The organism is Rhodoferax sp. U11-2br, from assembly GCF_018619435.1.
Lineage (GTDB): Bacteria > Pseudomonadota > Gammaproteobacteria > Burkholderiales > Burkholderiaceae_C > Rhodoferax.
Window position 1 is genome coordinate 1 of the sequence record NZ_JAHFZF010000001.1, and the last position, 20,604, is coordinate 20,604.

Below are 20,604 nucleotides of genomic sequence, written 5' to 3' on the forward strand. Positions count from 1 at the left end.
GGGAGATAGGGGGGGTCAACGCGCGTAGCTAGACAACACAGCAAGTACACATGATCCGTTGCCAGATCCCCTAGGGCATGGGCATGGGCATGACCAGACCCAGCCGTATAAACTCAGCCCCAACCAAGCCGACCCATGACCCCACAAGACTACGTCCAGCAAAAGGCCGCCGCCTCCGGCAGCAGTTTTTATTACGCCTTTTTGTTCCTGCCACCACCCCGGCGTGCCGCCATCACCGCGTTTTATGCGTTTTGCCGCGAGGTCGATGATGTGGTCGATGACGCCACCGACATCGGTGTGGCCGCCACCAAACTGGCCTGGTGGCAGCAAGAGGTGGCCAAATCTTTTGCCGGGCAGCCCAGCCACCCGGTGATGCAGGCGTTGATGCCGCTGACCCAGGACTTCGCCATCGAGCAGCGCCACCTGCAGGCCGTGATCGAAGGCTGCCAGATGGACCTGAACCAGACACGCTACCTGGACTACCCCGGCCTGCAGCGCTACTGCCATCTGGTGGCCGGTGTCGTGGGTGAAGTCGCAGCACAGATTTTTGGCCAGACCCAGGCACAAACCACCGCCTACGCCCACACCCTGGGCCAAGCGCTGCAGCTCACCAACATCATCCGCGACGTGGGTGAAGACGCGATGCGTGGGCGCATCTACCTGCCGGTCAACGAGTTGCAACAGTTTGGTGTGACCGCGCAAGAGATTCTGAACCGCAGTTACTCAGACCGTTTCACCGCGCTGATGCGTTTTCAGGCCCAGCGAGCACAAGGCCTGTACGACCAAGCGTTGACCCTGCTGCAGGCCGATGACCGCCGCGCCCAGAAGCCCGGCCTGATGATGGCCAGCATCTACCGTGCGCTGCTGGGTGAGATCGAGCGTGAAGACTTCAAGGTGCTGCACCAACGTATAAGCCTCACCCCGCTGCGCAAGTTCTGGTTGGCCTGGCGCGTGCAAGCGCTGGGGCGCATGTAACACCCTTGGCCGTGGCCGCAGGTTTGAACATTGCCGTGGTGGGTGCCGGCTGGGCTGGCCTGGCCGCCGCCGTGACTGCCACTCAGGCGGGTCATACCACTACTGTTTTTGAAGCAGCAGAGGCTTTAGGTGGAAGGGCCAGAGCCATCAAAGCCGCTTTGCCCGATGGCACACAGGTGGTCCTGGACAACGGCCAGCACATCCTGATTGGTGCGTATTCAGACACCCTGGCGCTGATGCGGCAGGTGGGTGTGGCGCCAGAGCAAACGCTGCTCGACCTGCCGATGCGCTTGCCGTTTCCCGATGGCCTGGGTATCCGTTTTCCGAACTGGCCGACGCCTCTGGATGCGCTCGGCGGCATCCTTGGAGCACGTGGCTGGTCGCTGGGCGACAAATGGTCGCTGTTACGCACTGCAGCAGGCTGGCAGCGCCAGGGTTTTGTCTGTGACGATTCACTCAGTGTGGCCGCCTTGTGCCACAGTCTCACACCCCGCATCCTGGCCGAACTGATCGAGCCGCTGTGTGTCTCGGCCCTCAACACACCGGCAGACCAGGCCAGTGGTCGCGTCTTTTTGCGGGTGTTGCGCGATGCCTTGTTTGGCGAGGTGGGTGGCTCGCACCTGCTGCTGCCCACCACCGACCTGGGTGCCTTGTTGCCGCAGGCTGCAGCCGATTGGCTGCAGCAACGCGGCGGGCAAGTGCTGTGCAAAGCGCGGGTGGAAGGCTTGCAGCGCTCCGACACCCAGTGGCAGCTGGCGGGCTCCGGTCTGGGCCCAGCGGCTGAGAAGGGGTTTGACGCGGTGATCTGGGCCACTTCAGCATCCAACGCAGCTCAGGCCCTTATGAAATTTGGGCTAGATGCTCCTGAAAACATATCAAATGCGGTGCAGAGCTGGGCCCAGACCGCGCAGGCCCTGCAGTTTGAGGCCATTGCCACGGTCTACGCCTGGTCGGCCAACGCCCGCCTCAGCCAGCCCATGTTGGCGCTGCGCAGCAACGCCGCGCAGCCAGCGCAGTTTGCGTTTGACCGGGCTAGCCTCGGGAGCCCAAGAGGCTTGCTGGCCTTTGTGGTGAGTGCGGCCCAGGCTGACCGTGCCACCCTACAGGCGCAGGTGCTGGCGCAAGCCAAGGCGCAGCTGGGGCTGGACCTGTTGCCGGTGCTCACCGTGGTGGAAAAACGCGCCACTTTTGCCTGCACCCCCGGCTTGCAACGCCCGGCACAACACATTGCACCAGGCCTCTTGGCCTGTGGCGACTATGTGGAAGGCCCCTACCCGGCCACGCTGGAAGGCGCCGTGCGCAGCGGCATCGCTGCCATCCAAACGCTGACTCTGGGCGCCGTGGGTGCATGAACACCCGCATTGGCCTCGTATGATGCGGCCATGAAACGGAACTTTTTCGCAGACACACCATGAAGCTGGCTCTCAAAATTTTGGTGGGCGTGTTGCTGGCCCTGCTCTTGGCGGCGTTGGCGGGTGGCTTTTGGTATGTGTCTAGCAAGAAACCGCAACGCTCGGGTGAACTGACACTGACCCAGCTCAGCGCCCCGGTCACGGTACGTTATGACGAACGTGGCGTCCCACACATCAAGGCGGCCAACGAAGCCGACCTGTACCGGGCACTCGGTTATGTGCACGCCCAGGACCGCCTGTTCCAGATGGAGATGGCGCGCCGCCTGGCGCAAGGTGAACTCGCAGCGGTGTTGGGCCCCGACCTGGTCCGGGTCGACAAACTGTTTCGCACCCTGCGCCTGCGTGAACACGCGGCCCAGGTGGTGGCCAAGCTCGACCAGAACAGCCCGGCCATCAAGGCACAGCTCGCTTACCTGGACGGCATCAACCAGTACCAGGCCAGCCACCCCGCGCCGATGGAATTTGACCTGGTGGGTATCCCCAAGCGCCCCTTCACGCTGGCTGACACGGTGGCGGTCTCGGGTTACCTGGCCTACAGCTTTGCCGCGGCCTTCAAGACCGAGCCAGTGCTGACCTATGTGCGCGACGAACTGGGGCCGGACTACCTGCGCATTTTTGACCTGGACTGGCACCCGCTGGGGGTGCTGAGCAAAGCCAACACCGCCAGCCTCGCACCCGACTGGCGGGCACTGAACCAGCTGAGCCTGGCCGCCAACGAGGTGCATGAGGTGGCCGGTGTGCCGCTGTTTGAGGGAAGCAACGCCTGGGCCGTGTCGGGACCGCGCACATCAAGTGGCAAACCGATGCTCGCGGGTGACCCGCACATCAACTTCAGCGTGCCCTCGGTCTGGTACGAGGCGCACCTGAGTGCACCCGGCTTTGAGCTGTATGGCCATTTCCAGGCGCTCAATGCCTCGGCCCTGATGGGCCACAACCGCCAATTCGGCTGGACACTGACCATGTTCCAGAACGACGACATGGACCTGGTCAAGTTGCGCACCAACCCCAACAACCCGAACCAGGTGGCCTACATGGGTGAGTGGGTTGACCTGCAGACGACCCAGGAGACCATCCAGGTCAAGGACGGCAAACCGGTGACACTGACCCTGCAACGCGCACCCCAAGGCCCGGTCATCACCAGCGCCTTTCGCGACAACCTGGGTGAGGGGCAGCCCGTGGCCATGTGGTGGACCTTTCTGGAAACCGAGAACCCGGTGCTGGATGCGTTCTACGAACTGAACCGCGCCGACACCCTGCCCAAGGCACGCGAAGCCGCCAGCAAAATCCATGCACCCGGTCTGAACATTGTCTGGGCCAATGCCGGTGGCAACATCGGCTGGTGGGCGGCCGCCAAGCTGGTGATCCGCCCCGAGGGTGTGCAGCCGATGTTCATCCTGGACGGCGAAGAGGAAGAGTCTGACAAGCTGGGCTTTTACCGCTTCAGCGACAACCCGCAAGAAGAAAACCCGCCACGCGGCTACATCGTCTCGGCCAACCAGCAGCCGCTGGCCCCCAGCGGCCTGCCGGTGGCGGGTTATTACAACGCTTATGACCGGGCTCAGGCGCTTGAAGACCGTCTGGGGGACGACAAGATCCAGTGGAACGCGCTCAACACCCAGTCCCTGCAACTCAGCACCCAGACCGCCTACTACTGGCGGGTGCTCAAGCCCCTGCTGCCGCTGCTCAGCGAAGTGGTGCGCGACCCGATGGAGCGCTCGGTGTTTGACAGTCTGACGGTCTGGGACGGGCAATACACCCCGTTCAACATCCCGCCCACGGTGTTCACCCAGCTCCTGTACGAGCTGACCCAAGCGGCACTGGCGGACGAACTCGGTGAGATGCAGTTCAAGAACCTGCTGAGCACCCGGGCACTGGACCTGGCCCTGCCCCGTCTGGCACAAGACGAGGATTCACCGTGGTGGGACAACATCAACACCAAAAAAGTCGAGACCCGCCAAGACATCGTACGCACCGCCTGGCGCGCCACCATGGCCCACCTGAAGGCCACCCTGGGCGACAGCCCCAACGACTGGGGTTGGGGCGGTGCCCACACCCTCACCCACAAACACCCGCTGGCGGTGCAGCAGCCACTGAGCTGGCTGCTCAATGTCGGGCCGTTTGAGGTGGGTGGCGCACGTGAGGTGCCCAACAACCTGTCACAAGCCATCAGCCCGGCCCCCTGGCAGGTGGTGTACGGCCCCTCCACCCGGCGCATCATTGACTTCGCCGACCCCGGTCAGGCCCGTGGCATCAATCCGGTGGGGCAAAGTGGTGTGCCGTTTGACAGCCATTACCAAGATCAGGCCGCCGCTTATGCCGTGGGTGGTTACATGCGGGAATACCTCAACGAGTCCGACGTGGCCATCAACACCCGCAGCACCCTGCGCTTGTTGCCGAGCCGGCGCTAAGCTGGGCCGCATCACCTGCCGTCTGCGTCTCAAAAACACCACATGACCTACGGCGTGCTGCCGTGGGTGAAAATGCAGCAATGTCTCTTTTTCTTCCCCCTTACGCCGCCGAGCCGCCTTTCGCCCATGGACAGGCGCCACGGACCGGTGTTTTGTACTGCAACCTGGGCACCCCAGACACTCCGACCACCCCGGATGTCCGGCGTTTTCTGGCCGAGTTCCTGAGTGACCCCCGCGTGGTCGAAATCCCGCGCCTGATCTGGCTGGTGTTGCTGTACGGTGTGGTGTTGCGGGTGCGGCCAGCCCAGTCGGCGGCGAAATACGCCAGCATCTGGAGCGCAGAGGGCTCGCCCCTGAAAGTCTGGACCGAACGGCAGACCCGCGCCCTGCAGGCCTGGCTGACACAACGCAAACACCAGGTGCTGGTGCGGTATGCGATGCGCTACGGCAGCAGCTCCATCCCGAGCCAACTCGATGCCCTCAAGGCCGAAGGCGCCACCCGGGTTCTGATCGTGCCCGCTTACCCGCAGTATTCGGCCACCACCACCGCCAGCCTGTGGGATGCGGTCTACAAATGGGCCGGCACGGTGCGCAGCATCCCGGAGTTGCGCTTCATCAACCACTACCACGACGACCCGCACTACATCGCCGCACTGGCATCAAGGGTGTCGCACCACTGGCTGGCACATGGCCGCCCGGATGTGCTGGTGATGAGTTTCCATGGGGTGCCAGAACGCACATTGCACCTGGGCGACCCCTACCACTGCGAGTGTTTCAAAACCGCACGTCTGCTGGCAGAACAACTCGGCCTGAACGCCAGCGAGTTCAAGGTGACCTTCCAGTCCCGCCTGGGCCGCGCCAAATGGCTGGAGCCCTACACCGAACCGACCCTGATCGAGATGGGCAAAGCTGGTGTCAAACGGGTGGATGTGGTGTGCCCGGCCTTCACCAGTGACTGCCTGGAAACCCTGGAAGAGATCAACCAGGAGGCCCGCGAGGCCTTCCTGCATGCGGGCGGCCAAAGTTTTCACTACATCCCCTGCCTCAACGACGACGAAGCCTGGATTGCCGCTCTGGGTGAAATCACCCAGCAACACCTGATGGGCTGGCCTACGCAGTCCTTGCCGGACCCACAAGCACTGGCCGCATCCAAGGCCGCCGCGCAGGCGCTGGGCGCCGAGGTCTAGGTCCGCTGCAAAATCACCCGGATCGTGATCCGGGCCTCAGCGCACCATCACGCCAGAGAGCTGCTGCATGATCTCGCGCCCAATGGCCGTCAGGGGTACGGATTTCTCAACCCCGCCACGTTTGACCGCCTCCTTGGGCATGCCGTAGACCACACAACTGGCCTCGTCCTGCGCCACCGTGCGGGCACCGGCCTTGCGCATCTCGGCCAGACCTGCCGCACCATCGTCCCCCATGCCAGTCATGATCACCCCCAGAGCATTGACACCGGCACATTTGGCCACTGACCTGAACAACACATCAACCGAGGGGCGATGCCGGTTCACCAGCGGCCCATCCATCACCTCCACGTAATACTGGGCACCGGTGCGGCGCAGCAGCATGTGTTTGCCACCCGGCGCAATCAGGGCGCGGCTATTGACCACGCGGTCGTTGTTCTGCGCTTCTTTCACCTCGATTTGGCACAGGCTGTTGAGCCGTTGGGCAAAGGCGGCGGTGAATTTCTCCGGCATGTGTTGCACGATCACGATGCCCGGCGTCACCCGCGGCAGGCTGGTTAGCACCACCTCCAGCGCCTGGGTGCCGCCGGTTGAGGTGCCCAGCGCCACCACCCGATCGGTAGTCTGGATCATGGCCGAGTGTTTGTCCGCCGCTGGCATGATCACGTCGGCGGTGTTCTTGACCGACACATGCAGCGCCTTCACATTGGCCTTGGCTGCCGCCTTGACCGCCGTCACCATGTCTTCACTGGCGTCTTCCAAAAACTGCTTGAGGCCAATTTTGGGTTTGGCGATGATCGCCACCGCACCGGCTGCCAATGCCGCCATCGAGGTTTTGGCACCCGACTCCACCAGGGTGGAGCAGATCACCACCGGCGTGGGTCGTTCGGCCATCACCATTTTCAGGAAGGTGATGCCGTCCATGCGTGGCATCTCGATGTCGAGCACGATCACATCGGGCCACTGCACCTTCATGCGCGCCATGGCCAGGATCGGGTCCGCCACCGCCGCGATGACCTCGATCTCGGGGTCTTGTGCCAACTGGCTGGCCACCACCTGACGCACCACCGCCGAATCATCTACCACCAACACCTTGATACGACTCATGTCGAAGCTCCTCCGGCTGCATGTTCTGCGGCGATTTCCAGCTGAGAAGGCCGGATCTGGCGCGCCCAGACATCCCCGTTGCTGACATTAAAAATGATCTGCCGATGACCCACGCCATACAGGCTCTCGGTCACCACCTCGATGCCTTGGTCTTGCAGCAGCAAACGCGCAGCCTCACCGTTGCGCTGCCCCACGGTGATGGCGCTGGCGCGCGGCTGGTCTGGAAACATGTTGCCACCGCCAAAGATCTTGGCCTGGCACTGTCGGGGGTTGATACCTGCGGCTTTTAAATCCTTGATCATCCACTGCAAGGCCTCATCGCCATACCGGCCATCCAGCACATGCCCTGGCACGGCAGCCGCTCGTGTTGGCAACAAGAAGTGCGACATGCCGCCCACACACTCAAACGGGTGCCACAAGGTGATCGACACACAGGAGCCCAGAATGGTGCGGATCTGAAAGCTGGCATCTCCCACAAACAGCTCACCGGGCTGCAAGAAGATGTCCATCAGGTCTTTCAGGCGCGTCACCTCAAGCCCCCTTGCGGTAAATCGCTGGCGCCACCATCGTCACCGCCTGGGTGATGTCGTTGAGGCTCTCAGAATGCCCGACACAAAAATGGCCACCTGGTTTGATGGTGGCAATCACCCGCGCCACCACATCGCGCTTGGTGTCGTTGTTGAAGTAAATCATCACGTTGCGCAAGAACACCACATCAAACTGCCCCAACTCTGGCAGTGCCGCGTTGAGGTTGACTTGGCGAAATGTCACTTTGCTGCGCAGGTTGCGTTGCACCAAAAAATACCCGTCGTAAGGGCCTTCCCCCTTACGACAAAAGCGTTTCAGGTAGTCCTGTGGGATATGGCGGCCGCGCTCCATCGGGTACAGGGCACGGCGTGCGCCATCAATCACGCGGGTGCTGATGTCGCTGCCCAAAATCTCCCACGGCGTGGTCTGCATGCAGTCGGCCAGCACCATGGCCATGCTGTAGGCCTCCTCCCCGCTGGAGCTGGCCGCGCTCCAGACCCGAAAGGGCTGGGAACGGCTGCGCGCCGCCAAGGCCTGGGCACGCAAAAACTCAAAGTGTTTGGGTTCGCGAAAGAAATAGGTTTCGTTGGTGGTCAGCAAGTCGATCGCCATCTGCACCTCCGCTGGATGCTGGCCCGACTTGAGCAGCTTGAAATACGCACCAAAGCTGCTGAGCTCATGCGCGGCCAAGCGCTTGCCCAGCCGACCGGTCACCAACGCCTTTTTGGCGTCCCCCATGGTGATGCCGGCCGCGTCAAAGATAAAGCGCTGAAACTGGGCAAACTCGGTGTCGGAAATGGAGACAAGCAACACGATCAATCCTTGGGAATTTTTTGATATTTTTGGTCTCTAACCCTTGATCAGAAAGGGTTATCAGCTATTGAATTCATATCAATCAACAAACCTCCCTGCGCCCCCCTGGAGCCTGGCCCATCCAGCTACCCAGCTCAGCCCGCAACGCTTGCCAGCTGGCCCATCTGGCTGATCTCTTCCATCGATAACACATGATTGACGTTGAGCAAAATCACAAACTTGCCATTGACCTTGGCTATGCCTTCGATGAAGTCCGGGCGGATCTTGGCGCCAAAACTCGGTGCTGGCTCAATTTCACTGGTGGGGATCTCCAGCACCGCCTGCACCGAGTCCACCACCACTCCCATGGCCTGGTGTTCTCCCTCCTCGTTGGGGACCTCCACAATCACGATACAGGTGCTCTTGATCACCGGTGTGGATGGTTTGCCAAAGCGGTTGGACAAGTCCATCACCGGCACCACCGCACCACGCAGGTTGATCACGCCACGGATACACGCAGGCATCATCGGCACCTCGGTCAGGTTGGCATACCAGATGATTTCCTTGATGCAGAGGATGCCAATCGAGAACATCTCGCCTCCCAGCATGAAGGTGAGGTATTGCTTCTCCTCCACCACACTCTGGCTGGCCCCAGGCTTGGAGGAGTCCGTCTTGACCAATGTGTTCATGGTCGGCTCCTGTCAAAACTTGGTGAAGTGGGCTTCATCCAGCTCCTCTCCCAACCCCGAGGCAGAGCTTTGCGCCAACCTGGCGACCGAAGGTTTGTTGGGCACTTTGCTGCTGGCGCTGCTTTTGCGAACCTGCGGCTGAAACCCTCGCCCCTGAGAGGTGCCATCGAGCTTGAAGAAGGACATGGTTTGCTGCAACTGCTCAGCCTGGCTGCTCATCTCCTCCGACGTGGCCGCCAATTCTTCGGAGCTGGAGGCGTTTTGCTGAGTGGTTTGACTCAGTTGGCTGACCGCCGAGTTGATCTGGCCCACACCGCTGCTTTGTTCGGTGGAGGCCGCTGTGATCTCCTGCACCAGATCACTGGTCTTGCGGATGTTGGGCACAATTTCGGCCAGCAAGCGCCCGGCTTTTTCTGCCAACTCGACACTGTTGCCTGCGACTTCACCAATTTCTTGGGCGGCGATCTGGCTGCGTTCAGCGAGTTTGCGCACTTCGGCGGCGACCACCGCAAAACCTTTGCCGTGTTCACCGGCTCTAGCAGCTTCAATGGCTGCGTTCAGGGCCAGCAGGTTGGTTTGGGCGGCGATGTCGTCGATGATGCCGATCTTCTTGGCAATCTGTTTCATGGCATCCACCGTGGCGTTGACGGCTTCACCACCATCGGAGGCGTCTTTGGCGGCTTTGCTGGCCATGCCGTCGGTGATCTTGGCATTTTCGGTGTTTTGCGCGATGCTGGCGGTCATCTGTTCGATGCTGGCGCTGGTTTCCTCCACACCAGCGGCCTGTTCGCTGGCAGCTTGGCTCAGGTTCTGCGCTGTGGCACTGACCTCTTCAGAAGCGCTGGCCAGGGCTTGTGCGCCGTTGTTCACGTCGGAGACCACCTGGGACAGCTTGCCCACCATGTTGCTCATGGCCTGCAACATCTGCCCGGTCTCGTCCTTGGACGGGTTGTCAATACGCACTGTCAGGTCACCTTCAGCCAGGCGGTTGGCTACAGACAGAGCCTGATTCACTGGCCGTGTAATAGAGCGGGTCAGAAACCAAGCAATCAGCGCACCCAAGATGACCGCCACCACCGCCAAAGTCACCATGATTTTGAAAGCGGAATCGTAACTTTGCCGTGCTGTTACATAGTCCTCCTTGGTGTTTTGCTCTTGCAGGGCGGTGTTCTCGTCAATGAGGTCTTGCCACTTTTGGATGGCCGGCGCAGTCTGAGTCATTAGGACTTTCAACGCTTCTTCATTTTTGCTAGCAAAAGCCAATTCAACCACCTTGTCGGTCAAAGCACGTGCTTCGGTGGCAGCTGCCTTGATGTTGGCGCGAATGGCCTTGCCTTTTTCGCTGGCAGGGGTTTTCTCCAGCGCGTCCCACGCTTCGTTGTACTTGATACGGTAGGTATCGAGTTTTTTCTTCTCGGTTGCCATGCTCGTTTCATCATTGAGCAGAATGATGGTGCGGGTGATGCGCGTAACAATGTGCAAACTCTCTGACATATCACTATTGAGTTTGATCTTGAGCATATTGATTTCAACGATGTCGTTCAGTCTTTGCTCCACGCTAGACATGCCGCTGACACCCACAAATGCGATCGCTGCCATCAAAGCCAGGACAACCACAAAACCCAGCGCCAAACGCAGACCAATTTTCATATTTGCAAACATCAGATTCCCCTTTGAGTCAATTTATCTACCGTGCCAAAACTCACCATCCGTGATCGTTTCGCGTCCTGATCGTGATCAGCTTGCCAACTCCGAGTTCGGTTGCATCCTGGGTTATGGCGTCAGTCTGCAGCGCTTGCCAGCTGTCCCATCTGGCCAATCTCTTCCATCGACAACACATGATTGACGTTGAGCAGAATCACAAACTTGCCATTGACCTTGGCAATGCCTTCGATGAAGTCGGGCCGGATCTTGGCGCCAAAACTCGGTGCTGGCTCAATTTCACTGGTGGGGATCTCCAGCACCGCTTGCACCGAGTCCACCACCACACCCATGGCTTGGGTGTCACCGTCGTTGGCCGTGGGTACTTCGATGATCACGATGCAGGTGCTCTTGACCACTGGAGTGCTGGGTTTGCCAAAGCGGTTGGAGAGGTCCATCACCGGTACCACCGCACCACGCAGGTTGATCACCCCTCGGATACACGCGGGCATCATCGGCACCTCGGTCAGGTTGGCATACCAGATGATTTCCTTGATGCAGAGGATGCCAATCGAGAACATCTCACCACCGAGCATGAAGGTGAGGTATTGCTTCTCCTCCACCACACTCTGGCTGGCCCCAGGCTTGGAGGAGTCCGTCTTGACCAATGTGTTCATGGTCGGCTCCTGTCAAAACTTGGTGAAGTGGGCTTCATCCAGGTCGTCTGCATCACTCGCGCTGTGACTATGGCTGAGCCTGACCACCGCCGGTTTGTGGGCCAACTTGTTGCTGGCGCTGCTTTTGCGAACTTGTGAGCGCACCACCCGCCCCTGCGAGGTGCCATCGAGCTTGAAGAAGGACATGGTTTGCTGCAGTTGTTCGGCCTGGCCACTCATCTCCTCCGAGGTGGCAGCCAGTTCTTCGGAGCTGGAGGCGTTTTGCTGGGTGGTTTGACTCAGTTGGCTGACCGCCGAGTTGATCTGACCCACGCCACTGCTTTGCTCTGTGGAAGCGGCGGTGATCTCTTGCACCAGGTCGGAGGTTTTGCGGATGTTGGGCACGATTTCAGCGAGCAACTTGCCAGCCTTCTCAGCGAGTTCAACGCTGCTGCTGGCCACTTCACCAATTTCTTGGGCGGCGACCTGGCTGCGCTCAGCCAACTTGCGCACTTCGGCAGCGACAACAGCAAAACCCTTGCCGTGTTCCCCAGCTCTTGCCGCTTCAATGGCGGCGTTCAAGGCCAGCAGGTTGGTTTGGGCCGCGATGTCGTCGATGATGCCGATTTTTTTGGCAATCTGTTTCATCGCCTCCACCGTGGCATTGACCGCTTCGCCACCGTCGACAGCATCTTTTGCAGCTTTGCTGGCCATGACGTCGGTGACCTTGGCGTTTTCGGTGTTTTGCGCGATGCTGGCAGTCATCTGCTCGATGCTGGCGCTGGTTTCTTCAACACCCGCGGCTTGCTCGCTGGCGGCCTGGCTCAGGCTTTGCGCGGTGGCGCTGACCTCTTCAGCTGCGCTGGCCAGGGCCTCGGCACCACTGTTCACATCAGTCACCACTTGCGCCAGTTTGGCCGATGTGTTGTTGGTGTAATCCTTGAGCACACCAAATGAGCCTTCATACGGTTTGTCAATTTTTTGCGTCAAATCACCTTCCGACAAAGCCCCCAAGACCCGCACCACGTCGTTGATGCCGTCACCTGTCACCGTGATCAGTTTGTTGAGGTCTTCGCCCATTTTCTTCTGAAAGCCTTGCAAGCCATTCAGATCAATACGCGACTCAAAGTTGCCATGGTTGGCAGCCTCCACCAGCTTGTTCTGACCTTCAATCACCTGCGTCAGCTTGCTGACCATGTTGCTCATGGCCTGCAACATCTGGCCGGTCTCGTCCTGGGATGGGTTGTTGATATGTACCGACAGGTCACCTTCGGCCAGGCTATGGGCTACCGACAGGGCCTGGTTCACAGGCCTGGTGATGGAGCGGGTCAGCACCCAGGCAATCAAAGCCCCCAGCACAATGGCCACGGCTGCCAAAGACACCATGGTCTTCAATGCTGTCTGATAGTCTTGGTGGGCCTGCTCATACTCTGCCCGACTCTCTTCATTTTGCAGATTGACATCATCCTGAATCAGGTCTTGCCACTTCTGTGCGGCCGGTGCCGCCTCGGTGATCAACAGTTTCAGCGCCTCATCCCGCTTGCCCGCCAGAGCCAGTTCCAGCACCTTATTGGTCGAGGGGCGCGCCACGTCAGCAGCGGCCTTCATGCTGGCGCGCAGGGCTTTGCCCTGTTCAGTGACCGGCAGTTTCTCGGCGGCCGCCAGGGCCGCCCCATATTTGGCGCGGGCGGCCTCGATTTGTTTCATCTCGGCGGCCATGGCGGCCGGATCGTCCAGCAAGATGATGGTGCGGGTGGTGCGGGTCACCACATGGATCGAATTGGCCACCACATTGCTGTGTTCGGTCTTGGCCATGTTGATATTGACAATGTCATCGAGTCGCTGCTGCACATTGGACATGCCGCCGACACCCACAAAAGCGATGGTGGCCATCAAGACCAAAACCACCACAAAACCCAGCGCCAAACGCAGACCAATTTTCATATTTGCAAACATCTCAAACTCCCTTGAAAAACTGAACGGACCAAAACACCGACTCACCCACCCACAACGCGTTCGAGCGCGGCTTGGCCATTCTTGTCAATGGCCTGACGCACCAGTGATGGCACGTCCAGAATCAAGGCCACTTCCCCACTGCCCAAAATGGTGGAACCACTGATGCAGCGGCTTTGGGCAAACATCTGCCCCAGTGGTTTGATCACCGTTTGAAATTCACCGAGCAAGGTGTCCACCACCAGCCCGGCTTTTTGCCCGGCAAACTTGAGCACCACAATGTTTTCACCCTTGGCGGGTGAGCCAGGCACCGAAAACAATTCACGGATGCGGATAAAGGGCAGAACCTCACCCCTCAAGTTGGTGTAGTCATGACCGGGTTCGGCGCTGTAGGCCACACACTCTTCGATCATGTCCAGTGGTATGGCGTACACCGTCTTGTCCACCCCGACCAGGAAACCATCGATGATGGCCAGGGTCAGTGGCAAACGCACCGTGACCGTGGTGCCGACGCCCTCGGTGCTGCTGATGCCCACTGTGCCGCGTAGCGCTGTGATATTGCGTTTGACCACATCCAGCCCAACACCGCGACCCGAGAGGTTGGTCACTTTGTCAGCGGTAGAAAAGCCCGGTTCAAAAATCAGCCCATAAACCTCTTCGTCGCTGAGGTGGTGGTTCACATCCACCAGACCACGTTCAATGGCCTTGGCCAGGATTTTTTCGCGCTTCAAGCCACCTCCATCGTCTTCTACACTGATGACAATGGCGCCCGAGTCATGGTATGCGTTGAGCTTCAGACTCCCTTGTGCTGGTTTGCCCGCTGCAGCGCGCACTTCGGCGGCCTCAATACCGTGGTCCATCGAGTTGCGTACCAGATGCATCAATGGGTCACCAATTTTCTCGACCACGGTTTTGTCAAGTTCGGTGTCCTCACCGGCAATCACCAGGGCGATGTCTTTGCCAAGCTCGCGTGACACATCGTGCACCACCCGCTGGAAACGGTTGAAGGTGGCACCAATACGCACCATGCGCAGCTGCAAGGCGCTGTCGCGCACTTCTTCAACCAGCGTCGCCAGTTTGGAGGTGGCCTCGGTGAGTTCGATCACCCGGGAACGGTGTGCAATCGTGTTAACACTGGCACCGGCGATGATCAACTCACCCACCAGGTTGATCAATTTGTCGAGCTTGTCAGCATCAATACGGATCGAGCGGCTCTCGGAGCTGCCTGTGTCCTTGACTTGTTTCTGCTTGCTCAAGGCGGCATCCAGCACCTCGGGTTGTATTGACCCCTGCTCGACCAGAATGCTGCCAATTGGCTTGCCAGGCACATCCACCTGGGTGTCGAGTGCCATGTCCAGTTCTTGGGCGGTGAGTGTGCCGCAACGCATCAACATGTCACCCAAACGGGCGACATCTCCCTCTTGCTGGTTGATCAGCTTGACGTATTCCGAGATCTGACTGTGTGGCGGCAAGATCACCAAGCGGCAATCGTCACGTACAAACTCAAACACGCGTTCAATGGCAGCCTTGTCGACCTCGGACTGGAAGGCCAGCTCAAAACCCAGGTAACACAACTCGGGGTCAAACTGGTCAACGTCCGGCAGGGCATCACTCAGGGTTTCAACGGCCAGCACCTGGCCCATGGTGTTCAGGTAACGAATGAACGACAGCGGGTCCATGCCATTGCGCAACACGTCCGGCCCAAAGCGCAGCGAAATATGCCAGTGGTCGGCATCAGCCACATCGCCATCAATCCGCGGTGATGACTCGCGTGTGGCAACTGGCACAGGGTGTTTGACCTCGACAGCGCCATCTGGCTGACCCAGCTCCAGGTGAGCCCGAAGTTGCAACACCAGCGGTTCACCCTGCGCCAGCAGCTCAGGACCCGCCACCAGTTGCCCGGCGGCCAAACCGTCCATCAAGGCACCAATATGGTCACAACAGGCCAGCAACAGTACCACCAACTTGTCGGACAAGACCATCTTGCCAGCGCGCACCTTGTCCAGCACACTTTCCACCACATGGGTGAACGCCACCACCTGGTCCAGACTGAACAGCCCACTGGAGCCCTTGATGGTGTGTGCAGCACGGAAGATGGCGTTGACCATCTCGGTTTTGTCATCGGCACCCTCAATCGCCAGCAGGGCGGCCTCCATGTCTTCCAGCAACTCGCGACTTTCGACAATGAACAGCTCCAGTGCGTCATCCATGTCCATGTCAGCTCCTTGTGCCAACCGCAAGGGCAGGCGAATCTGTCACCGTCTGATCACCCAAATCAGCTGCCACATTGAGCAGCGCCAACACATCCAGAACCGCCGGACTGTGTCCGGTCAACTGCAACTCACGTCCCTGCGCCAGAGCGGCTTTTTTGGCCACCATCAGCAATTGCAAGCCAGCGGTGTCCAACTCGGTCACAGCAGAGAGATCCACCTCGGTGACCGCGGGTGCATCCAGCAACATGGGCTTGAGTTCCGCAGCGCGGAAGATGGTGAGCTCGCCCTCGATCTTCAGGACGGTGGGCGCGCTCATGGCAGGCACAACCTCTGTACCGCATCCACCAGCCGCTCGGGCTGGAACGGCTTGACCACCCACGCGCGGGCACCGGCAGACTGGCCTTCGCGTTTTTTGGACTCATCGGACTCGGTGGTCAACATGATCACCGGGGTGAACTTGTAGGCAGGCATTTGCTTGACCGACTTCAGGAAGGTGATGCCATCCATGTTGGGCATGTTCACATCGCTGATGATCAGATGCACCTTCTGCCCGGTCAGTTTGGCCAGGGCATCCCGGCCATCTGCCCCTTCGAGCACGTCGTAACCCGCGCCCTTGAGCGCAATACTGACCACCCGTCGCATGGAGGCGGAGTCGTCAACAATCATGATGGTCTTGGCCATGGTATTTCCTCTAGAAAAAACTGATGTCGATGGCGTTGCTCTGCACCACCTTACCCCCGGCATGGATGACGTGTTGGTCCGCCATCACATAGGTTTTCTTCATCTCAACCAACGCGTCCTTCGCGTCGTGGGCGCTCAGCACACCGGTCTGGGCATACGCCACCTGGGTTTCCTGCAATACGGCAGGCAAACGTTCGATGTTTTTGATCACCTGGGTCAAAATCTGGCTCACCCGATCCTGGAACTGCAGCTGCACCAAGGCTTCGTTCACCTCGGACTGGATGCTCAGGCTCTCGCCGTGCAAGACGTCGCGGGACCGCTGAAACGCTTCAGTGATGCCTTTGAAGTCGGTGAGTACCCTGTCAATGGTGGCGTGCGCGGATTCGAGTGAGCCATCTTCTGCCACCACCGATTCACGCACCGTGCTGCAGGTGTCCACAATGGCTGCACTGATCACTTTGACCTTCTCGGCGATTTTTTGCCCAGTCTCACCCGACTGGTTGGACAACATACGAAACTCTTTGGCCACCACCGCAAAACCGCGCCCCAGGTCGCCCGCCCGAGCTGCCTCAATGGCGGCGTTGAGCGCCAGCAGATTGGTTTGCTGGGCAATGCGGGCCACGTCAGCCGCCATGTCCTGCATTTCGACCACAAAACGATCCAGCTGCTGAACCTTGTCCAACATCTGTTCCATGTTCCCCATAGAGGACTTCTGCACCTCAATCAGGGCGCTCAGGTCCTGCTGAGCTTTGGCAAACAGGGCGAGCAGGCCACCCCCATCTTCCATGCCATCGGTTTCTTGGGTCGCCGTACGCAAAGCGACTTCCAGCTTATCAACAATGCCCCCAAAACGTTCGGACAGGGCGTTGACGGCCACCTCCATTTGCGCACGTGAGGATTCAATGTGACCATTCCAGACCGGCACCAAGTCGGCACCGTAGGCGGCTTGTCCAACTAGATAGTCGGCCACCACCTGATGCAGGGTCGCCTCCTTTTTGGCCAGCCGCCAGGTGATGAGTCCACTACCGACCAACAACAAGCCAGAGAGTGCCAGGGACAACAAGCTGGCTTGACCCACCCACAGCAGCGCTCCAACGGCCAAACCTCCCCACGCCAGCGGAAGATACTTGTATGCACCCTGAGTCGGCAAACGTGTCATGAAGAAACTCCCTTTGGCGAGGCTGCCAGACCAGCAAGAATGGGCAGCAACTCGTTCACAAAATTGGACTTACTCACCAGCCCCAGGCTGCCCAGGGCCTGGGCCGCGAGGCGATAAGACTCGCTGTCATGCATCGACAAAAACAACACACGCGGGGCGCACGGCCAAGTTTGCATGACCTTCGCCACGTCCAACCCACTCAGGCCTGGCATCACGATATCGAGCAACACCAGGTCCGGCTTCAGAGCATGGGCCAATGCCAAAGCTTCAACACCATTATGGGCCTCGGCCAGCAAGTTGGTGTTGGGCACAAGCTTGAGTGACTTTTTGACCGATGCCAGAAAGGTCAGGTTATCGTCAACAACCAAAATCTGCAAGCTCATGAAGCACTCCGTGTTGCCATGCGGCATGACTCAGCAAGCTGAAACACTCAGGTGTGTGAACAAAAACCAAACCACTGGACATGCGCTGCACTGTAAAGACAAGCTTTACCTGCCGGTATCAGTACAACACCCTAGTCTGACAAGGGAAACACCTGAACGGCAAACACCACAGAAAAAGCGGCACCTGGCCCGGAACCGACGGTGAGCTGGCCACCGAGCTGGCGTGCCAGATCCGACACCAGTTGCAAACCCAGCGACAAGGCACGGCGTGCCTCAAAGTCCGGCGGCAATCCAACCCCGGTGTCCTGCACCGACAGACACCACAAGCCAACACCATCCGCAGGCTGCAGACTCACCGTGACCTGCCCGGTCTGACCACGCCCAAAACCGTGCTTCAGACAGTTGGACAGCAACTCATTGACCAGCAGACCACAAGGGGTGGCCTGGTCCATGCCCACATGCACTTCAGCCAACGCCAGCACCAGCCGGACATCACCAGCCACACCTGCCTGACTCCGAAACGCCTGAGTTGCCAGTTGCCGCAGGTAGGCACCCAGCTCAACCGAGGCAAAGGTGCCGGCACGGTACAGGCTCTCGTGCAACAAGGCCATGGTGTAGATGCGGCCCTGCATGTCCTTGAGCACTGCCCGGGTGTTGGGTTCATCACTGCGACCAGCCTCCAAGCGCAGCAGGCTGGTGATGATTTGCAGGTTGTTCTTGACCCGGTGATGTACCTCGTGCAACAAGGCCACCTTGTCCCGGAGCGAAGTCTGCAATGCCAGATCCGCCTGTTTGCGCTGGGTGATGTTGTCCTTGATGGCCACGTAGTGGCTGGTCTGCCCCTGGGCATCGAGCACCGGGGCAATCACCGCATGTTCAATAAACAACTCGCCGCTTTTTGTGCGATTGTGAAGTTCACCCTGCCACACACCGCCCCTGACAAGGGTGTCCCACAAGGCGACAAACACCTCGGGAGGGGTTTGGCCAGACTGCAGAATGCGCGGATTTTTACCAAGCACTTCCTCCAGGCTGTACCCCGTCAGGTGGCTGAAGGTGGGGTTGACGTAAAGGATATTGGCGCTCAGATCGGTGATCACAATCGACACCGGCGCCTGCTCCACCGAACGCGACAACTGACGCAGCCGTTCATCGGCCGCCTTGCGTTCGGTGATGTCGGTGATGAACCCATGCCACTGCACCGAGCCATCCGCCAGCCGCTCAGGCAAAGAGTTCCCAAACAACCAGCGCACCGTGCCGTCATCAAACCTGACACGGTATTCCTGCTGCCAAGGTGTCAGGTGCAAGGCTGATTGCTCAATGGAGTCAAGGACTTGTTGCTGATCCGCAGGATGATGTTTGTCAAAAAGCACCGAAGCGTCGATCTGAGCTTCTTGTGCGCTCACCCTGTAGATGTCCGCGATCGCATCGCTGACAAAAGGCACGGTGGAGCTGCCATCGGGTCGCTGAATAAACTGGTACACCATACCCGGCACACTGTTGGCCAGTTTTTGCAGACGCTGCAAAGCCTCGTCGCGGGCTGCACTTGCCCGACGCTGACCAGTGATGTCCAGAGCGATCCAGAGGGAGGTACCCTGTGTGTTGGCCAGCATGGAACCACTCAACTCAACCCATATGCGAGAGCCATCGCTTCGGACAAATTCGGTTTGCGTGCGATAGATCTTGCCATCCAACAGCATGCCATAGGCCTTGTCGCCAAATGCTTGGTAGTCCTGCTCGCTGGCGTAATAACTACGCATGGTTGTTCCCGCCATCTCACCCGCCCCATAACCCAACATACGCTCAATGGCCGGATTGACCCACACCAACACCCTGTTGTGTACCTTGGCAATACCCACCATCTCGTTGTCGAGCATGGCATTTTGTTCTGCCAATGCGCGCTCCAGGCTCAGCCGGGTTTGGTCCAGAACCTTCACCGACTGCCATAGGGAGCGGGTTTTGGCCCGAACCGTCTGGCGCAAGATCACATTCCAAGCTACCAGCAGCAGCGCAAACGCCCCCGCTACCAGCGCGGCATCGGTGGCGTAACGTGCATACGGTGAAACAAGCACATCAGCCACACTGGCCCCCAGCCACTTGCGATCAATCTGCTGCAACTCAGCCTCGCTGATGCGATCGAACCCGGCCTGGACCAGGGTCAGCAAAGCAGCATCACCCCGGTGAACAGCCCAGTGCAACGCACCCTCTGCGATCGGTTGTGAAAAAACAAAACTGTCAGCCAGATTCCGATGGTTCAACAGATACGCCGCAGAGGGCATGTCCATACAAAAGACCCGCACCTCGCCGACCTCGGCCGCAGTGATCACATCCGAATAGCTGGGAAACCGTTTGACCGAGTCCACCCCCTTGGACTGCAGCAGGTCGATGCAGGCATCACCATCCATAGCCCCCACCGTGAATCCGCGCGCCGAGTTGACGTCCACCAAACCACTGACGCTGTGGTGAAAAAACAAGCCCACTTTGACACGTGCATAAGGCTGGCCAAAGTCATACAGCTGCTGCCGCTCAGCTGTTTTGAACGGTGTGTCGATCACATCGGCCAAGTCGGCCTGCATGATGCGCTGGGCCTGCGCCCAGTGCTGGGCCTGGAGATTCACAAAGACGCCGGTGCGCTCCTGCCACAACGCCCAGCGGTCTTTCAGTATGCCCTGAAGCTCGCCCTTGGCATCACGAAAGAGGTAGGGAGGATAGTCGTCATTGGCGACCACAGTGATCGACTCAGGGGCCAGCATGGGCACCGTCTGGGTCTGGGCCTGGGCCAACCCCAAGCAAGCACACATCAAGCCCAGCAGGAGATACCTCAGA

Annotated in this window: 17 protein-coding genes; 4 read left to right on the forward strand and 13 right to left on the reverse strand. The window is 59.4% G+C overall.

Annotated elements, in window-relative coordinates; genetic code table 11:
- Positions 1-135: 135 nt before the first annotated feature.
- The 4 genes from hpnD (at position 136) to hemH (ending at position 5,982) form a co-directional block, all read left to right on the forward strand.
- A complete protein-coding gene (hpnD, locus tag KKO72_RS00005; protein WP_214934043.1) occupies positions 136-975 on the forward strand; it encodes a presqualene diphosphate synthase HpnD in 840 nt (279 codons plus the stop codon).
- 11 nt (positions 976-986) lie between these two features.
- Positions 987-2,327, forward strand: coding sequence for a hydroxysqualene dehydroxylase HpnE (hpnE, locus tag KKO72_RS00010; protein ID WP_371736782.1), 1,341 nt, complete (start codon positions 987-989; stop codon positions 2,325-2,327).
- A 59-nt stretch (positions 2,328-2,386) separates the two neighbouring features.
- Positions 2,387-4,795 (forward strand): penicillin acylase family protein, encoded by a 2,409-nt coding sequence (locus KKO72_RS00015; protein ID WP_214934046.1) that lies wholly within the window; start codon positions 2,387-2,389, stop codon positions 4,793-4,795.
- A gap of 80 nt (positions 4,796-4,875) precedes the next feature.
- Positions 4,876-5,982 carry a ferrochelatase gene (hemH, locus tag KKO72_RS00020; protein ID WP_214934049.1) on the forward strand — a complete coding sequence of 369 codons (1,107 nt, stop codon included), beginning with the start codon at positions 4,876-4,878 and terminating at the stop codon, positions 5,980-5,982.
- Positions 5,983-6,018: 36 nt separating this feature from the next.
- Here hemH and KKO72_RS00025 read toward each other — a convergent pair whose 3' ends face one another.
- The 13 genes from KKO72_RS00025 to KKO72_RS00085 all read right to left on the reverse strand — a co-directional run bounded on the left by KKO72_RS00025 (position 6,019) and on the right by KKO72_RS00085 (position 20,579).
- On the reverse strand, positions 6,019-7,086 hold the full coding sequence (locus KKO72_RS00025) for a chemotaxis response regulator protein-glutamate methylesterase (RefSeq protein WP_214934052.1): 1,068 nt from the start codon (positions 7,084-7,086) through the stop codon (positions 6,019-6,021).
- Entirely contained in the window at positions 7,083-7,616 is a 534-nt protein-coding gene (locus KKO72_RS00030; RefSeq protein WP_371736784.1) for a chemotaxis protein CheD, read from the reverse strand. The genes KKO72_RS00025 and KKO72_RS00030 overlap by 4 nt, the downstream gene beginning before the upstream one ends.
- 1 nt (position 7,617) lies before the next feature.
- The gene (locus KKO72_RS00035) at positions 7,618-8,427 is read right to left on the reverse strand and encodes a protein-glutamate O-methyltransferase CheR (RefSeq protein ID WP_214934055.1); all 810 of its coding nucleotides are present in this window, start codon (positions 8,425-8,427) and stop codon (positions 7,618-7,620) included.
- A gap of 134 nt (positions 8,428-8,561) precedes the next feature.
- Entirely contained in the window at positions 8,562-9,095 is a 534-nt protein-coding gene (locus KKO72_RS00040; RefSeq protein WP_214934058.1) for a chemotaxis protein CheW, read from the reverse strand.
- Between the two features lie 12 nt (positions 9,096-9,107).
- A complete protein-coding gene (locus KKO72_RS00045; RefSeq protein ID WP_214934062.1) occupies positions 9,108-10,757 on the reverse strand; it encodes a methyl-accepting chemotaxis protein in 1,650 nt (549 codons plus the stop codon).
- 119 nt (positions 10,758-10,876) lie between these two features.
- The gene (locus KKO72_RS00050) at positions 10,877-11,413 is read right to left on the reverse strand and encodes a chemotaxis protein CheW (RefSeq protein WP_214934065.1); all 537 of its coding nucleotides are present in this window, start codon (positions 11,411-11,413) and stop codon (positions 10,877-10,879) included.
- Positions 11,414-11,425: 12 nt separating this feature from the next.
- Positions 11,426-13,348, reverse strand: coding sequence for a methyl-accepting chemotaxis protein (locus tag KKO72_RS00055; RefSeq protein ID WP_214934068.1), 1,923 nt, complete (start codon positions 13,346-13,348; stop codon positions 11,426-11,428).
- A gap of 41 nt (positions 13,349-13,389) precedes the next feature.
- Entirely contained in the window at positions 13,390-15,561 is a 2,172-nt protein-coding gene (locus KKO72_RS00060; protein ID WP_214934071.1) for a chemotaxis protein CheA, read from the reverse strand.
- Between the two features lies 1 nt (position 15,562).
- Positions 15,563-15,874: a lipid asymmetry maintenance protein MlaB gene (locus KKO72_RS00065; RefSeq protein WP_214934074.1), complete on the reverse strand. Its 312-nt coding sequence runs from the start codon at positions 15,872-15,874 to the stop codon at positions 15,563-15,565.
- Positions 15,871-16,239: a response regulator gene (locus KKO72_RS00070; RefSeq protein ID WP_078363460.1), complete on the reverse strand. Its 369-nt coding sequence runs from the start codon at positions 16,237-16,239 to the stop codon at positions 15,871-15,873. The genes KKO72_RS00065 and KKO72_RS00070 overlap by 4 nt, the downstream gene beginning before the upstream one ends.
- 10 nt (positions 16,240-16,249) lie before the next feature.
- Positions 16,250-17,398, reverse strand: a complete 1,149-nt coding sequence (locus KKO72_RS21225) for a methyl-accepting chemotaxis protein (protein ID WP_214934077.1) — start codon at positions 17,396-17,398, stop codon at positions 16,250-16,252.
- Positions 17,395-17,781 (reverse strand): response regulator transcription factor, encoded by a 387-nt coding sequence (locus KKO72_RS00080; protein WP_214934079.1) that lies wholly within the window; start codon positions 17,779-17,781, stop codon positions 17,395-17,397. The genes KKO72_RS21225 and KKO72_RS00080 overlap by 4 nt, the downstream gene beginning before the upstream one ends.
- Before the next feature lie 131 nt (positions 17,782-17,912).
- On the reverse strand, positions 17,913-20,579 hold the full coding sequence (locus KKO72_RS00085) for a PAS domain S-box protein (protein ID WP_214934082.1): 2,667 nt from the start codon (positions 20,577-20,579) through the stop codon (positions 17,913-17,915).
- Positions 20,580-20,604 lie beyond the last annotated feature (25 nt).

Coding starts and splice junctions, on each gene's coding strand:
- hpnD (WP_214934043.1), top strand. CDS start 136: ATGACCCCACAAGACTACGTCCAGCAAAAGGCCGCCGCCTCCGGCAGC.
- KKO72_RS00015 (WP_214934046.1), top strand. CDS start 2,387: ATGAAGCTGGCTCTCAAAATTTTGGTGGGCGTGTTGCTGGCCCTGCTC.
- hemH (WP_214934049.1), top strand. CDS start 4,876: ATGTCTCTTTTTCTTCCCCCTTACGCCGCCGAGCCGCCTTTCGCCCAT.
- KKO72_RS00025 (WP_214934052.1), bottom strand. CDS start 7,086: ATGAGTCGTATCAAGGTGTTGGTGGTAGATGATTCGGCGGTGGTGCGT.
- KKO72_RS00040 (WP_214934058.1), bottom strand. CDS start 9,095: ATGAACACATTGGTCAAGACGGACTCCTCCAAGCCTGGGGCCAGCCAG.
- KKO72_RS00045 (WP_214934062.1), bottom strand. CDS start 10,757: ATGTTTGCAAATATGAAAATTGGTCTGCGTTTGGCGCTGGGTTTTGTG.
- KKO72_RS00050 (WP_214934065.1), bottom strand. CDS start 11,413: ATGAACACATTGGTCAAGACGGACTCCTCCAAGCCTGGGGCCAGCCAG.
- KKO72_RS00055 (WP_214934068.1), bottom strand. CDS start 13,348: ATGTTTGCAAATATGAAAATTGGTCTGCGTTTGGCGCTGGGTTTTGTG.
- KKO72_RS00060 (WP_214934071.1), bottom strand. CDS start 15,561: ATGGACATGGATGACGCACTGGAGCTGTTCATTGTCGAAAGTCGCGAG.
- KKO72_RS00065 (WP_214934074.1), bottom strand. CDS start 15,874: ATGAGCGCGCCCACCGTCCTGAAGATCGAGGGCGAGCTCACCATCTTC.
- KKO72_RS00070 (WP_078363460.1), bottom strand. CDS start 16,239: ATGGCCAAGACCATCATGATTGTTGACGACTCCGCCTCCATGCGACGG.
- KKO72_RS21225 (WP_214934077.1), bottom strand. CDS start 17,398: ATGACACGTTTGCCGACTCAGGGTGCATACAAGTATCTTCCGCTGGCG.
- KKO72_RS00080 (WP_214934079.1), bottom strand. CDS start 17,781: ATGAGCTTGCAGATTTTGGTTGTTGACGATAACCTGACCTTTCTGGCA.
- KKO72_RS00085 (WP_214934082.1), bottom strand. CDS start 20,579: ATGTGTGCTTGCTTGGGGTTGGCCCAGGCCCAGACCCAGACGGTGCCC.